This is a genomic window from Eubacterium sp. AF19-12LB (assembly GCF_003479125.1).
In the GTDB taxonomy this organism is placed as follows: Bacteria; Bacillota; Clostridia; order Lachnospirales; family Lachnospiraceae; genus Eubacterium_U; species Eubacterium_U album.
Window position 1 is genome coordinate 233 of the sequence record NZ_QUGP01000012.1, and the last position, 15,158, is coordinate 15,390.

Consider the following 15,158-nt stretch of genomic DNA (forward strand, 5'->3'; position numbering starts at 1 on the left):
CAAATAATCGTTACCTATTGTGACAGATGCATTTCCATTTCCGTTCCATGTCCCAAACATTAAATATCCATCTTGATATGTAACCTTTGTAGTATTTCCATATACATTAAGACACATCATTGTCAAAACAGATACCATTAATAATATTAAAGCCTTACCTCTTACCTTCTTTGACATAATTATTGTCTCCTCTCTCTATTATTATTTCACATTATTAATTCCAATTATTATAAGTATTTATTCTACTTCTGATTATTATTTATACTATTACATCACCTCCAGCTACTCTTTCTGTAAAATCCAACAATACACATTTAATATCCATCAAATTTACTTCTTATTATTTGTCATCGTCTATTTAGCATATATACTACACCAATTTACTGTTAATTTTTTCTGTTATCTTATTTATAGTTGGAATTAATAAAATTATTTAGTTACTTAAAAATATCATATAAATCTTTTATAGTTTTATTAGGATTTTTGTTAAGAATTGTGTTAGATATGTCTAATCCCCCATATAAAACTAGCCACAAAGTATCTTTATTGTATATACACTAGTTATATAATCATTATATTGTTTTATAAAGTATGTGTCAACATCTTTTCTATTTTATTACGCATCAATTTATTTTACCATTATTAACCAACACCAATCTATCATTACTTTGAAAAAACAATTATATTTATTTGTTTTTTCACTAGTAAAATTTCTCCCCTATATTATAAACGATATTAGAACACAAAACCGAACACATTTTAATGAAATTTTTAAAATATTTAAAGCTTTTTTTCTTGTAACTTCTATATTACGGATTATAATTCATATTTCTAAAATATCCGTATTCGCATAATTCTAAATAACTAAATATAATATACCCATTCGCATAACTATAAATAGCCTAATATAACATACTGCCATTTATTCTAAAAAAGCCTAATATAACATCCCCATCCGCATGATTTTAATAAATCCAAATAAAAAAAAGCGAAGGCACATATGCTTTCGCATATATGCCTCCTAATAGTGATGTATATTATTATGAAATTCTAGCAATCCATCATTGTTTTTCCTTCGCCAACTAATCCGGCAAAGTCATCTACGAACGCGTCAATTGCTGATGTAATTGCTGCATTCTTAATTAATCCTTCAATAACTGCTGTTCCAACTGTTGCAGCACCGATTCCGTATTTTGTAAGTTCAAGAACCTGCTGTGAATTCTTAAAGCTTGCTGCTAATACTTCTGTGTTTAAACCATTGTTTTCAAAAATGTCATGGATATCCATAGCTGTCTTAATTCCATCATATCCCATGTTATCAATTCTGTTTACATAAGGTGCAGCGTATTTTGCTCCTGCCTTTGCAGCTAAAAATCCCTGCATTGGTGTGTAAATAGCTGTTGCTGTAATATTTACACCCTGTGCACTTAAAATCTTCATTGCCTTAAGTCCCTGTGGAGTTGTAGGAATCTTAACAAATGTATTTTCTCCAAGTCTTTCTCTAATTACTGCTGCTTCTTTAACCATGCCTTCAGCATCCTTAGAAACAACCTGAACATGAAGTTCACCGTCTTTTCCAACGATTTCTCTAAGTTCAGTTAATACTTCGTATGGATTTCTTCCACTCTTAGCTAAAATTGATGGGTTTGTTGTTACACCATCACATGGATATAAATCCCAAATCTCTCTTACTTTTTCAATGTCTGCATCGTCAATAATAAATTTCATCTTAATTTCCTCCTAGAATATTGGATTGTATAATTTAGGGTATTTGCTTTCGCAAATATCATAGTTGCCTTATTTAAATTCACAAATACTTTTTTTGTTTTTTTCCAAATCATTAAATTTATATTTATAATTTAAATCTCCAGAATCAGATTTTTGATTCCATTATCAGTTGCTATCTTTCCAAATGCTCTCATTTCGCTGTCTTTATACATTGGTGGATTATCTTCATAGCAAAACTTCATGTCAACCATATCATATTTTGCTTCCGCTAATGGATTATAATTCAGTAATTCATAATGCACATCCGGATAAATACCACTAATAAACTTTGCTATTCTGGAAATATTTTCTTCATTAGTGGTAATTCCCGGAATTAATGGAGTTCTGATAACTACTTCATCTTTCAAATCGGAGGTAAGCAGAATTTCAAGATTTTTCTTAATCAATTCATTGCTTACTCCTGTATATTTTTTATGTTGCTCTTCATCTATAATTTTGCAATCTGCAAATACATGGTCTAAATACTTTATTGCTTCTCTTACAACTTCCGACTTTACATTTAACGCTGTCTCAATTGATGTTGCAATTTTCTTTTCCTTCAACCCTTTAAGTATTCCTATTGCAAATTCATGTTGGAATAATGGTTCTCCGCCTGACAGCGTAACTCCACCTCCGTATTTGAAAAAAGGTTCATCTTTACTTGCTTCCTCAATTACCTCTTCAACTGTCATCTCTCTCGAGTCCATTGTTAATGCAACTGCCGGGCATGCATCTATGATTTCTTCCCAATTTTCATCTTTAGAAATATCCAATTTAATATTTCCGTCATGTTCGTATACACCACCATTCTTTGCTGTGTGTACACATGTGTTGCAATGAATACATTTATTAGGGAAATACAATGGTCTTTGCTTTATTGAAATTCCCTCAGGATTCTGACACCATACGCATTTTAAAGTACATCCTTTTAAAAATATGGTTGTTCGAATTCCTTTTCCATCGTGTGTCGAGAATCTTTTAAAATCAAATACATATCCTTTCATAGATTCCACCTTTTTTCATTTGTCCTAAGAATACATGATGCATTTTTAGGATATCAAATTATATTCTAACAGGCAGTCTAACCTGTCTGCTTTACGTTTTCCTGATATTTATATTTTACCTTTTTATTGTTTATTTTTAAACATCTATTTTAAATATCATTGTAACTTGTTCTTGCAATTATTTCATTCTGAAGTTCATCAGCTAATTCTACAAAATATGCTGTATAACCTGCTACACGAACTGTTAATCCTCTGTATGCTTCAGGATTTTTCTGAGCTGCCTGTAAGTCTTCTTTTCTAACTACGTTAAACTGAATATGTGGTATTTCCAAATCAACAAATGTACGAAGCATTTTTGCAAATTTGTCTATTCCATTCTCTGTCTTAAAGAATTCAGGAAGGAATTTCATATTTAATAATCCACCATTTGTTGTCCAGCTCTTATCTAATCTTGAAACTGATTTCAATACTGCTGTAGGTCCGTTTGTATCACGTCCGTATACAGGTGACATTCCTCCATCTGCTAAAGGTGTTCCTGCATATCTTCCATCAGGTGATGCACCTACATTTTCTCCCATTGGTACATGAGCTGAAACTGTATACATACCTGTGTGATATAAACCACCACGGTAGTTTTTGTAATTTTTTAATCTTTCTCTAAAGTATCCTGCCCATTTAGCACCTAATTCATCTACCCACTCAACATCGTTTCCGTATTTAGGAACTTTGTTGAGTAACATCGTTCTTAAAATTTCATCTTCTTCAAAGTTAGTTTCAAGCGCTTTAAGTAATCTTTCTTTTGATACTTTCTTTTCATCAAATACTAACTGTTTTACTGCTGCCAAACTGTCAGCTAAGTTAGCAACCTGAATCATCTGAATTCCTGAAAGGTTGTAATGCGCACCACCTCTTGTTACATCCATTCCTTTATCCATACAGTCATTAATTACTGCTGAAAGGAAAGGTGTTGGAAGTAAATCCATATGAGCTTTTTCAACCTGTTCGCATGCAAGAATCATCTTGTCCATATAGTAATCTACATGTGCCTTGAATGCATTTTCCAAATCTTCAAATGTTTCATATTCTGTAAGTTTTCCTCTATCAGGTGCAATCTGTTTTCCTGTAAGTAAATCAACACCACCTGTTAATGTTACTTCAAGAACTTTATTTAAGTTAAACATTGCTGCATCTGACCATCCAAGGTTATCTCCCTGTGTTGTAAGTTCAACACAACCTACGATTGCGTAATTTCTTGCATCTTTAGGTTCAACCTTCAAATCTTCAATCATTGCCGGAACAACTGCTTTATCATTAAAGAACTGTGGCATACCACTTCCAAGTGATACAACTTTGATTGCTGCCTTTAATAATTTATCACTAGTCTTTTCACACAATCTTACTGAAAGATTTGGCTGCGGAAGACCAATGTGTTCCTGCGCTTTTAAATAAATATATGAAAGTTCATTTTCAAATGGTTCTCCATTTTCATCCTGTCCACCAACTGCAATATTAAATCCAATTGGGAAGCCTGCAAAGAACTTAGCACTGTTTGAATTTCTCATATATACTATTTCATTAAATTTTAACCATAAGCATTCTGTTATTTCTAATGCATCCTGTTCTGTCATAACACCGTCGTCGATATCTTTCTTAAAATATGGATACATAAATGTGTCCATTCTTCCCGGTGAAAATGATGATGCATTTGATTCCATCTGAAGAATTACAAATAAGAACCAGATTGCCTGATTTGCTTCATGGAAATTTTGTGCCGGTCTTTCTGCAATATTCTTACAGTTTTCTGCAACCTTTTTCATGTTATCAGCATATTCAGGATATTCCTTCGCTTTCTCAAGGCATAAATCATGATATCTCATTATGAAATTAATAACACCTTCCATAACTGTGCTTACGCTCTTGTAAAATAATTTCTTCTCTTCATCCGTTTCTTTATTGTAATGATTATCAGCTTCTGCCTTTAATCCTGCCGGTCCTTTTTCAAGCCATCCTTTGCAGTCAGGATTGATGTGGCCCTGTGCATGGTCTTTCTGATTTATCTTTACAATCTTAGCAATTTCATCTATTTCTTTTCCATATCTTGCTCTTAAAACATCTTCGAGTGATTTTCCCTGCCAGTATGGATAAATAACTTCTCTAAAATATGAGATGTCTTCTTCATGTACATTAAATTTGTCCTGTGGTCGTGTAGGTAATGTTTCAAATTCCTTGTTTACCCATGTACTTCCGCTTTCCGGGAAAACTACTCCGTAACGAACTCCTGCTGTTCTGTTACCTACAATCATTTCTTCAGGTTCAACACTAATATTGATTTTCTCTAAACAATTCTTTAAAGAATAAGCTCTCTGCATGATTCTTGGTTCATCCTCATGCTGCTTATATGTGTCAGTAATTATCTTAGCCTGCTCAATTGACGCATATCTCTTTTCAGAAAGCATCTTATCTTTTAAAACTGAAATTCTTTCTTTCATAACCAACTCGCTCATAATTACTCCTTTCAAATATATGTTTTTCATTTATTATTTTTTCCCAGTTATTATTGTTTGTTATATTCTGTATTTCTTCCAGGATTATTCGTTATTCACTGTAATTTTATTCTATAATAACCCTTCTCGTATGTCAATGTATTTATTATTGTTTGTTATTGCTTTTTATTGTTTGTTATTGTTTTTTAATCCCTAATTTGCACTATCGATGATGAAATTTCTTCTGTACAAACTGCGATTTTATTATGAAACGTTTTTACATATTTTTTAATATAAAAAAACAGATAAAATCCATTATGATACTAAATTTTAACTAAAACATATTTTTATTAATACGTCTAAAACTTTTTATCAATTATAGATTTTATCTGTTTCAATTTTTTGTTTATGCAAACCACTGTATTCCATATCTCTCTATATTTTCTTTTATTTCTTTTTCAGGTTTGCTGTCTAAAATGAATCCTTCAAATTCACCAACTGTTGAATATCTGTAATTTCCATCTATGGAAAATTTTCTGTTCTCAAGCATCACATAACTTTTGTTACTTGCTTCCATGATTGCTTTTTTTGTCATTGCATCATCAACAGCATATGTATAAACACAATCTTTTTCCAAATCTACTCCTGCTGAACCCATAAACGCTTTATCAAATCTGAATTCCTTAATTTGATTATTTGTCAGTGTTCCAACAAAACCATCTCTACCTCTGCTTAATGTTCCTCCCAAAAATACAAGTTTAGTATCAACCGGAGATGTGAATGTAAGCATTACATCAATCATATTTGTAACTATTGTTATCTTAAGATTTGCCTGAACTATTAACTTAACTAATTCAATATTGGCTGTAGATATATCAAGAAATATTACATCTCCTTCTTCAATCAAACTTAATGCTTTTTCGGCAATTCTATTTTTTTCTTTTGTAAATTTTCCAATACGTTGCGAAACATACAAATCATGAATGTTGGTTCTTACCTTAACAGCACCACCATAAGTCTTTTTGAGAAGTCCTTTTCGCTCTAATATTGTCAAATCTTTTCTTATACTATCTTGTGTTACATCAAACTTTTTACTTAAGTCTTTTACTAACACTGAACCTTCTCTATTTAAAATTTCAACAATCTTTTCATGTCTTTCGGATGCTAACATATGTACCTCCTGTCATATGACCCTAAATCATTTTTCTTTTAATATACAATATTGTTGATTATTTTACATTTTTTGTCAAGTTTTCAAAAATTATCTCTCCAACTCCACCTGCATTATTGTCCGATTTTGTTATATGTTTTGCAGCTGATTTTGCTTTTTCATTTCCGCTTACAAGCGCATATGATTCTCCCGCCCATTTAAGCATTGTCACATCATTTCCTGAGTCTCCAAATGCCATTACTTCCTCTGCTTTTATTCCTAATTTGTCAGAAAGCCATGCAAGTCCGTTTCCTTTATCGGCACCCGTCCCTGTTATTTCGATGTTTCCTACAAATCCTGCAGTATATACAAGATTAGGTATTTTACTTAAGGCATCCATTATTTCCTGAACTACCTTTGTATCAACATAATCTACATTAAACTTTTCAATTGGAACATTATCAACTACTTCCTGTAAATCTTTTGTTAATTTCATTCTTTTTCTATATTCAACCAAAAATACTTCCGGTAATCCTTCAGTATTGAGGAAATTGTCATATGAATATTTATTAACATAAGCTTCCTGTCCTGCATAGATTTGAAATACTGCATTATGTTCAACCAATATTTTTAATATTTTCTTACCTGCTTCTTTACTAATATAGCTAGACTTTATAACTTCATTTGTTGTTTTATCAACTACAATAGCACCATTTGACAATACCATATAATCAACGCATCCAACATCATCTATTTCTTTTTGTGAAATTGATTGTGTTCTACCTGTCGACATAACAACTTTTATTCCCTGTTCATGTGCCATTTTCATAGCTTCGATATTTTTTTCATTAATCGTTAAATGATCATCTCCTACAAAAGTTCCATCAACATCAAATGCAATTAATTTAATACTCATTTCTTTCTCCTCTTGATTGATTTGTCCATTTTAATTAGAGACATACACTCGTCTCCAAATCCTGTATGCATCTTTTCCGACACATACAACCACATAATACTATATAAACTTATTATTTTCTACAATTAAATTTATGGTTATAACCGGCATTTAATTGTATACACTACCAATTTATCTTTTATTCTCTGTTATAAAAAACTCTCGAATGAATAATCAAACGAGAGTTTTTATAATTAATTCCGGCTATTTATTCATAGCCTTTTATTAAAATTTTATTTTAATAATTCTAATACTTCTTCTTCTGTTACACATTTCATTACTTTTTCAGCTAATGCTTTGCATTCATCTATGCTGCAATCTGAGATTGTCTTTCTTGTCTTCAATACGCTTGTAGCACTTACACTGAATTCATCTAAGCCAAATGCAAGTAATAATGGTATAAGTTTTGGATCAGCTGCTGCTTCACCGCACATTCCAACCATAATTCCTTCTGCTTTACCACATTCAATAATTCTCTTGATTGCACGAAGAACTGCCGGATTATATGTTGAGTAAAGGTATGCAACTTTCGCATTTCCTCTGTCAACAGCCATTGTATAACCTGTCAAATCATTTGTTCCAATACTAAAGAAATCTGCTTCCTTAGCAAGTGCATCTGCCATCATGCATGCTGCAGGTGTTTCCATCATTACTCCAACTTTAACATCTTTATTATAAGCAATTCCATCTTTATCTAACTGACGTTTAATGTCCTCAAGAATTACCTTAACTGCACGAAGTTCATCTACTCCTGTTACAAGTGGAACCATTATCTTAATATCTCCAAAAGCACTTGCTCTAAGAAGAGCTCTCAACTGTACTTCGTAGATATCTCTTCTCTTCAAGCAGAAACGAATTGCTCTAAATCCTAAGAATGGGTTTTCTTCTGTTTCTAATCCTAAGTAAGGGATTGCCTTATCTCCACCTATATCAAGCGTTCTAATAATTACAGGTTTTCCTTTCATTGTCTCAGCAACTTTCTTGTATGCTTCAAACTGTTCTTCTTCTGTTGGAACACTATCTCTATCCATAAATAAAAATTCTGTTCTGAAAAGACCAATTCCTTCGCCGTCGCATTCAACAACTTTATCTGCATCTTCAGGCTTACCAATATTTGAAACTAATTCAACCTTAACGCCGTCTTTTGTTTGAGATGGTTTACCCTTGTATGCTTTTAACAATTCTTTTTCTGCTGCATAATCAGCAAATTTCTTTTCAAATTCTTTAACTGTTGCTTCATCAGGATTAACAATTGCTTCTCCCTTGCTTCCATCAAGAACTACTGTATCTCCATTTTTAACAATTCCACAAATTCCTTCAATACTTAATACCGCAGGTATTTCCATTGCTCTTGCAAGAATTGCTGAGTGAGATGTTCTTCCACCTACTTCTGTTAAAATTCCTGCAATGTTAGCCGGATTAATTCCTGCTGTCATAGATGGTGTTAAATCTCTTGCAACTAATACAGTATTTTCAGGTACCTGTGAAATATCAACTTCTTCAATACCCATCAAAATCTTAAGCATACGTGACTTAATATCCATTAAATCTGTTGCTCTCTGCTGAATTAATTCATCAGGAACTGCTGCAAACATTTCTGCTGTCTGGTCAAGTACCTGTTCTAATGCCATTTCTGCTGAAATCTTCTCGCTTATCATCAATGCTGAAATCTGTTCTTCAATCATTGGATCCTGAAGCATAATAATATGACCTCTTAAAATATCAGCATCCTGTTCTCCAACCGTCTTTTCCATCTTGTCTGCCATTTCATTTGTTATTGAAACAAATTTTTCAATAGCATCCTGTAATCTTTTTAATTCAGCATCTGTATCAGTAACGCTTTTCTTTTCAACTGTTAAATCATGTTCTTCAATTAACACTACTTTTCCGATTCCGATTCCTTCAGAACCTGCAATACCTTTATACATAAGCATTCCTCACAATCTAATCTTATTCACCAAAGTTCTGTGATTCTAATTCTTCAATCTTAGCCATAGCTGCTGCTTCGTCTTCTCCATCACATTCAAATGTAACTTCTGAACCACATTTAATACATGCTGAAATAATGTTAATTAAACTCTTAGCATTAATTCTCTTATCTCCAAATACGATTGTCACGTCACATACAAATTTGCCCATTTCCTTTGCTACAACTCCTGCCGGTCTCATGTGTAATCCTTCTGCGTTTTCAATTTTAACTGTTCTACTTACCATTTCTTTTTCCTCCTTAATTTCTAAATAAATCTTAATATATACATCAATACAATCTTTTGTATTATTTCCAAATCCACATTGTTCTATTTAAATTTTATATTTTTCTTTCACAAATACTAATACTACTACTATTTTCAGTTTAAAACGGGCAGGCATTTTGCATGTCTGCCCATTTTGATTCTACGCTTACTGTGTACCCTTCAAATCTTCAATCCCCTATGGTAATAATTTATAAGGTTTTATTTTGACTAAATAATCCGTTCTTTTTCGGGAATTTATTTAAGCATTGATATCATTTTTTCTACAATTGCGTCTGCCTGCTTAATAGCCGGACCAACACCGATTTTAACCTTTTTAAGATTGTCAAAACGTTCTACGTTCTTAATTGGCATATCTGTTGTAAGAATAACTGCGTCTGCTGTTGCAATATCAGCTGCTGTTATTTCATTTTCAATCCCAATTGAGCCCTGTGTTTCAACTTTACATTCAACACCTGCTTTTTCACAAGCCTGCTGAATAGCTTCTGCTGCCATATAAGTATGTGCAACCCCTGAAGGGCATGCTGTAACTGCTAAAAATTTCATATCACTCACTCACTTTCTTAGATTTTATTTTATAGAAGCCACAACCAATTATCTTTGTGGCTTCTTATCATTCACTAATTAATTATTATATTATTCGAATGAAATATCGATATCTTCGACAACTTCTTCTTTTTCTACATAATCTTTCTTGAATATTGCACAAAGTGCTACATAAATCGCTACACCAATTAAGATACAAATAATGTAAAGTGGCCAACCAGCTAAGAAGCTTTCACCCTGAATAACAGGAGCTACGATCAAACCACCCCAGCAAGCTGACATCTTAGCGCCAACGCCAAGGAGTCCTGCGATACCACCGGCAATTGCTGATGAAATCATGTTAATAGGAATCATTCTTGTTGGATCTGCTGCTGTATATGAAATAGCACCTTCTGTGATACCACAGAAGCCCATTGCTATAGCACCGATACCTGCGTTCTGTTCTTCTTTTGAGAATTTCTTCTTTAAAATTAATGAAGCGACACCACAACCAATTGGAGGTACACAAATTGCGATACCAACTGGAGCTGCGAATGTATAGATGCCTGTACCTACGAAAGCTACCATTAAGATTGAGTAAGCAACTTTGTTTACAGGACCACCAAGGTCAAATGCGATCATAAGTGCTGCTAAAGCACTGATACCTGCAAGTGCTAAACTTCCATGATCTCCGTGAGCCATGTTTCTCATAACATCTTCTAACCATGTCATGAATGCTGCAATAGGTGTTCCGCATGCAAACATTATAATACCAACTGCCAATACACCAATTACTGGAATGATGATAATTGACTTAAGTGACTGCATTGACTTAGGAAGTGGAATCTTCTTTAAGTAATGAGCAATAATACCACCAAGTAAACCAGCAATAGCTGCTCCGATAAATCCTGCTGAAGCTGTTGTAACAGCGCCATCAGCAAAACCTGTAGGAATGTTTAAGGCCATGAATCCGCCTGCCATACCAACTGCAATACCAGGTCTGTCAGCGATTGAAAATGCAATGTATGCTGCAAATACAGGACACATTAATCCAAGAGCATCAACTCCGATTGTCCATAACCAGTAAGGAATTCCTGAACCCCATCCTGGGGCTGCTCCTTCACCTGTTAATAAAACGGCAATAGCCATTAAAATACCACCACCAACAACAACTGGAATCATGTAAGATACACCATTCATAAGATGTGTTTTAGTGTGTTTTAAAATATCAACTAATTCTTTCATAATATCGTCCTTTCTTATTATGTTTTCTCTTAAACTGCACCGATTAATTCAATTACTTCATCTGCAGTTTTTGCACTAAATAATTTTTCTCTGAAATCGTCATGCATTACTTTTCTAAATAAGCCTGCAAGAATTTCAAGATGTCTGTCTCCCTGTCCCGGAGACGGAACACCAATCTGGAACACTAACTCAACTTCTTCTGAGTCGTCCCATTTCATCGGATGACTAAGTCTTACAAATGCCAATGAAGGTTCTTTTACATGTACTGATTTAGAATGAGGTGTTGCAACAGAAAATCCAACTGCTGTACTTGAACCTGCTTCTCTTTTCATTACGTCTGCAACATATCCTTCCTTGTCAATAAGTCTTCCGTCCTTGTCCATTGCATCAGCGATTAAATTAATTACTTCGTCTCTGTCTTTCGCGTCTACGTCGAACATTACAATCTCTTTGCTCATTAAGTCTTTAGCCAACTTCTTGTACCTCCTTAAATAAAATTATTACCTTTCTTACAACATTAATTTTACTAATTTCGTTTCTTGTTTTCAACGCCCCACAAAACAGAAAATTGCACTATTCCTAGTGCAATTTTTCTGTATCTCTTATGTGAAACGTTTTTCTTGTAGCCCTTTATTTATAGGCATTACAACAATTTTACTTTTTATGATTCTCTAGTCATTTTTTGCCCTAACTCCAGTGCAAATCTGACATAATGCTCTTCTCAATTTCCATTTCATTATTGCTTTTTCTGATTCTCTGAATTTTACTTTCAGAGTTCAAAAATCTTGACAAATCTGCAAAGAACATTTTTGTTGTATTAATATTGTCAAAATTAAGTGCCAAAAGGAAAATAATATCTACATTATCCTCTCCCCAGTCAATCTCATAATTAACCTTAATAATATATACTATTGGTTTTAATACATTTTTAGATTTTCCATGCGGGATTGCTGTTTTGTTTCCAATGGCAGTAGAACTGATTTCTTCTCTCTGCATTACATCTGAATAAAAGTCCTCAGTAACATATCCATCTTCTACCAACTTGTCGCTTGCAGCTTTCAAAATTTCTGCCTTTGTCATTTTTTTACTTACAACACTTATATATTTTCTATCTATTACTGAATATAATTCATAATTGTCTGCAATTGAATTTGTCATATATTCAAAGCAGGCATCCTTGATTTTCTTTATATCATTATTACTTACAAGAGGTGATATATTTACAACCTTATCTTCATATTCAAATCCCGGAAGCATTGACAAAACAATGTCAAATTCGTATTCATCAATTTCTGCTATCTTTTCTGATGATAAAATCGAAACAATTTTTACTTCTTCTATTTTATCTTCTATTTTACCGGCAACAATGCTTGCAGCTGCCACGCCACTTGTTCCTATTAAGATAGCCTTTACATTTTTTTGATTTCTATGCATTGCTCCACCAAAATACAAAGCTAAGAATGACATTTCATGCTCCGTTGGTGATGCGTGACAATATTTTTCATAAAATTTAGATAATGTAAATGTTGTTGCAAATATTCCTGAATACATTTCTTTTACATCATATAAAAATGGATTTGCTATCTCTATTCCATATTTTGTTCTAATGAATGAAGCTGGAAGAAATGCCCTCAGGCTATTAACAAGCAAATCATTTTCCACAAAATTAATATTTAAAATTTCAGACATATATTCAAGCATTTCATCGCATACTTTATCGCTTAAATCATAAAAACCTTCATTATGAAACTGCTCAAATTCTACTTCTGCTCTTTGCATTGCTGCAGAAGCAAATATAATATCCACATAATGCTTTTCAACATCATTTAATTCGATTTTGCCTATTTTCTCTAATTCTTCAACAGCTTTATTTGTGATTTCTTCATTAATATATTCTTCATATTCATCTATATTTTCCTTTAGCAGATGTCCCATTCTTACTCTTAAAAGCTGAATGCACAAATATTTCACACACGCTTTGAATGAGTAATCCGTATAAACAATATTATATTCTTTTTCTATTGCCTCTACAGTTTGTATCGCTCTTTCAAAATTGTCTCGTCCAAAATTATTTACACAAATACTTTCATCAAGTACTGACAACCTGTAATCAATTGGTTTTATAATTTTATGATTTCCAATAGGAAATACGCAATATTTTTTTAATGCTTTTCTTATTGAAAATTCATCTCCCGTAACAAATACACCATGCCCTGCTACTCTGTTTACAGTTATGTTATGTTTCTGTAAACGTTCCGCAACACAGTCAATATCATCACTTATAACTTTTTTGCTTACGTTTAGCTCATCTGAAAAAAGTGCTAATGTATAAGTATCCCATCCGCTTAAAAGAATAAACATTATATAGCTCATTCTCTGATTCTTCGACAAGACTGTTCTCTTGTCCTTTTTCATATCTTCAATCTGAACTATCTGTTCGTCTGTGAAGTTTGCAACAAATCCTATTCCCGGTTTTCGTTCAAGTTTCATTCCATTTTCATCACAAAAATCTGAAACTTCTTTTATATAAGTTTTTACACTTCTCTCAGACACACCTAGGCCTAACGCTAAAACTTTTGATGTTACCGGCTTTGCATTGTTTTCAACTAGTTTTTCAACTATTTGCATTCCTCTTTCTGATAACATAATTACCCTCTCCTACATGGCAACATTACAAATATGAAGCCATTACTGTTAAGTCTCCTGATATTTTGCATTCGCCTATTCCTGAAGGAATAATAAAATGGTCACCTTTTGTAATTTTGCTTCCGTTTATTTCACCTTCACCGTTAATAACGCTGACATTCATAAACGGTTTGTCCATCGTAAATTTATATTTACCTGCAACATCCCACTTTTCAAGAGTATAAAAATCACATTTAACAAGAGTTGTCTTTGTCAAATCTCCTTCATTTTCAACTATAATCTTCCCATCATAATCATGATGTGGTGCCTCAATACAGTCAATACTCTGCTGTACGTGTAATTCTCTAGGCTTTCCATTACTTAATCTGTCATAATCGTAAACTCTGTAAGTAATATCACTGCTTTGCTGTGTTTCAATTAAAAGTGTTCCACCTTTAATAGCATGAAGGCATCCCGGATTTATCTGGAAAAAATCCCCTTTCTTAATAGGTATTGTTCTAATTAATTCATTCCATCTGCCCTCGTGAATCATGTCTGCAAGTTCTTTTTTGTCTTTTGCATGATGTCCGATAACGATATTTGCATCTTCTTTACAGTCTAAAATATACCAGCACTCTGTTTTTCCAAGTGAGCCATTTTCATGAACCGCTGCATATTCATCATTTGGATGAACCTGAATGCTTAAATCGTCTTCGGCACCTATTATTTTTACTAATAATGGAAATATGTTATCCTGAATGTTTCCAAATAATTCTCTGTGATTTTCATAAACCCATGATAAAGTTTTGCCTTCAAACTCACCATTTGCAATAGTACAATCACCTGACTTGTGTGCGCTAATTCCCCAACACTCACCCGTCTTATCTGTCGCCTGTTCGTAACCAAATTCTTTTAATAATTTGCCACCCCATATAGCTTCTTTGAATACCGGATTTAAAAATAATATTTCCATATTATGCTCCTTTCAATTTCCTATTTTTGTATACATACACTAATTAAGTGTTTATTTTATTAAGCCAGACATATAATTTTAACTAAATTTATTAAAAAATTTTGTCCCACTATTGAATTATTTTATCATATTTGCTTTTTTAATCATACCTATAAAATAAAAAATATATTCTATAATAA

12 protein-coding genes are annotated in these 15,158 nt (G+C 32.8%); all 12 read right to left on the reverse strand.

All coding sequences use genetic code 11. The features are described 5' to 3' along the window. Positions 1 to 1,050 precede the first annotated feature (1,050 nt). Positions 1,051 to 1,728 carry a transaldolase family protein gene (locus tag DWX29_RS10950; protein WP_022089167.1) on the reverse strand — a complete coding sequence of 226 codons (678 nt, stop codon included), beginning with the start codon at positions 1,726 to 1,728 and terminating at the stop codon, positions 1,051 to 1,053. Between the two features lie 131 nt (positions 1,729 to 1,859). Continuing rightward, on the reverse strand, positions 1,860 to 2,771 hold the full coding sequence (locus DWX29_RS10955; RefSeq protein WP_118565849.1) for a glycyl-radical enzyme activating protein: 912 nt from the start codon (positions 2,769 to 2,771) through the stop codon (positions 1,860 to 1,862). Positions 2,772 to 2,920: 149 nt separating this feature from the next. Further along, positions 2,921 to 5,275, reverse strand: coding sequence for a formate C-acetyltransferase/glycerol dehydratase family glycyl radical enzyme (locus DWX29_RS10960; protein WP_118565850.1), 2,355 nt, complete (start codon positions 5,273 to 5,275; stop codon positions 2,921 to 2,923). Between the two features lie 385 nt (positions 5,276 to 5,660). Continuing rightward, positions 5,661 to 6,425, reverse strand: a complete 765-nt coding sequence (locus tag DWX29_RS10965) for a DeoR/GlpR family DNA-binding transcription regulator (protein WP_117910703.1) — start codon at positions 6,423 to 6,425, stop codon at positions 5,661 to 5,663. Positions 6,426 to 6,483: 58 nt separating this feature from the next. Further along, positions 6,484 to 7,320, reverse strand: a complete 837-nt coding sequence (locus tag DWX29_RS10970) for a Cof-type HAD-IIB family hydrolase (RefSeq protein ID WP_118565851.1) — start codon at positions 7,318 to 7,320, stop codon at positions 6,484 to 6,486. A gap of 272 nt (positions 7,321 to 7,592) precedes the next feature. After that, a complete protein-coding gene (gene ptsP, locus DWX29_RS10975) occupies positions 7,593 to 9,287 on the reverse strand; it encodes a phosphoenolpyruvate--protein phosphotransferase (protein WP_118565852.1) in 1,695 nt (564 codons plus the stop codon). Between the two features lie 22 nt (positions 9,288 to 9,309). Beyond that, the gene (locus tag DWX29_RS10980; protein WP_117910700.1) at positions 9,310 to 9,573 is read right to left on the reverse strand and encodes an HPr family phosphocarrier protein; all 264 of its coding nucleotides are present in this window, start codon (positions 9,571 to 9,573) and stop codon (positions 9,310 to 9,312) included. Between the two features lie 275 nt (positions 9,574 to 9,848). Next, positions 9,849 to 10,157: a PTS fructose-like transporter subunit IIB gene (locus DWX29_RS10985; RefSeq protein ID WP_117910699.1), complete on the reverse strand. Its 309-nt coding sequence runs from the start codon at positions 10,155 to 10,157 to the stop codon at positions 9,849 to 9,851. Positions 10,158 to 10,247: 90 nt separating this feature from the next. Continuing rightward, positions 10,248 to 11,381 carry a fructose-specific PTS transporter subunit EIIC gene (locus DWX29_RS10990; protein ID WP_118565853.1) on the reverse strand — a complete coding sequence of 378 codons (1,134 nt, stop codon included), beginning with the start codon at positions 11,379 to 11,381 and terminating at the stop codon, positions 10,248 to 10,250. A 29-nt stretch (positions 11,382 to 11,410) separates the two neighbouring features. Then, a complete protein-coding gene (locus DWX29_RS10995; protein ID WP_243003082.1) occupies positions 11,411 to 11,854 on the reverse strand; it encodes a PTS sugar transporter subunit IIA in 444 nt (147 codons plus the stop codon). Between the two features lie 214 nt (positions 11,855 to 12,068). Beyond that, complete coding sequence (locus DWX29_RS11000; protein WP_118565854.1) at positions 12,069 to 14,027, reverse strand: PTS sugar transporter subunit IIA; 1,959 nt, start codon at positions 14,025 to 14,027, stop codon at positions 12,069 to 12,071. A 25-nt stretch (positions 14,028 to 14,052) separates the two neighbouring features. Next, complete coding sequence (gene manA / locus DWX29_RS11005) at positions 14,053 to 14,979, reverse strand: mannose-6-phosphate isomerase, class I (RefSeq protein ID WP_118565855.1); 927 nt, start codon at positions 14,977 to 14,979, stop codon at positions 14,053 to 14,055. Between the last annotated feature and the right edge of the window lie 179 nt (positions 14,980 to 15,158).

Excerpts from the sequence above, each read along its gene's own strand:
- DWX29_RS10950 (WP_022089167.1), bottom strand. The coding sequence starts at position 1,728 with ATGAAATTTATTATTGACGATGCAGACATTGAAAAAGTAAGAGAGATT.
- DWX29_RS10955 (WP_118565849.1), bottom strand. The coding sequence starts at position 2,771 with ATGAAAGGATATGTATTTGATTTTAAAAGATTCTCGACACACGATGGA.
- DWX29_RS10960 (WP_118565850.1), bottom strand. The coding sequence starts at position 5,275 with ATGAGCGAGTTGGTTATGAAAGAAAGAATTTCAGTTTTAAAAGATAAG.
- DWX29_RS10965 (WP_117910703.1), bottom strand. The coding sequence starts at position 6,425 with ATGTTAGCATCCGAAAGACATGAAAAGATTGTTGAAATTTTAAATAGA.
- DWX29_RS10970 (WP_118565851.1), bottom strand. The coding sequence starts at position 7,320 with ATGAGTATTAAATTAATTGCATTTGATGTTGATGGAACTTTTGTAGGA.
- ptsP (WP_118565852.1), bottom strand. The coding sequence starts at position 9,287 with ATGTATAAAGGTATTGCAGGTTCTGAAGGAATCGGAATCGGAAAAGTA.
- DWX29_RS10980 (WP_117910700.1), bottom strand. The coding sequence starts at position 9,573 with ATGGTAAGTAGAACAGTTAAAATTGAAAACGCAGAAGGATTACACATG.
- DWX29_RS10985 (WP_117910699.1), bottom strand. The coding sequence starts at position 10,157 with ATGAAATTTTTAGCAGTTACAGCATGCCCTTCAGGGGTTGCACATACT.
- DWX29_RS10990 (WP_118565853.1), bottom strand. The coding sequence starts at position 11,381 with ATGAAAGAATTAGTTGATATTTTAAAACACACTAAAACACATCTTATG.
- DWX29_RS11000 (WP_118565854.1), bottom strand. The coding sequence starts at position 14,027 with ATGTTATCAGAAAGAGGAATGCAAATAGTTGAAAAACTAGTTGAAAAC.
- manA (WP_118565855.1), bottom strand. The coding sequence starts at position 14,979 with ATGGAAATATTATTTTTAAATCCGGTATTCAAAGAAGCTATATGGGGT.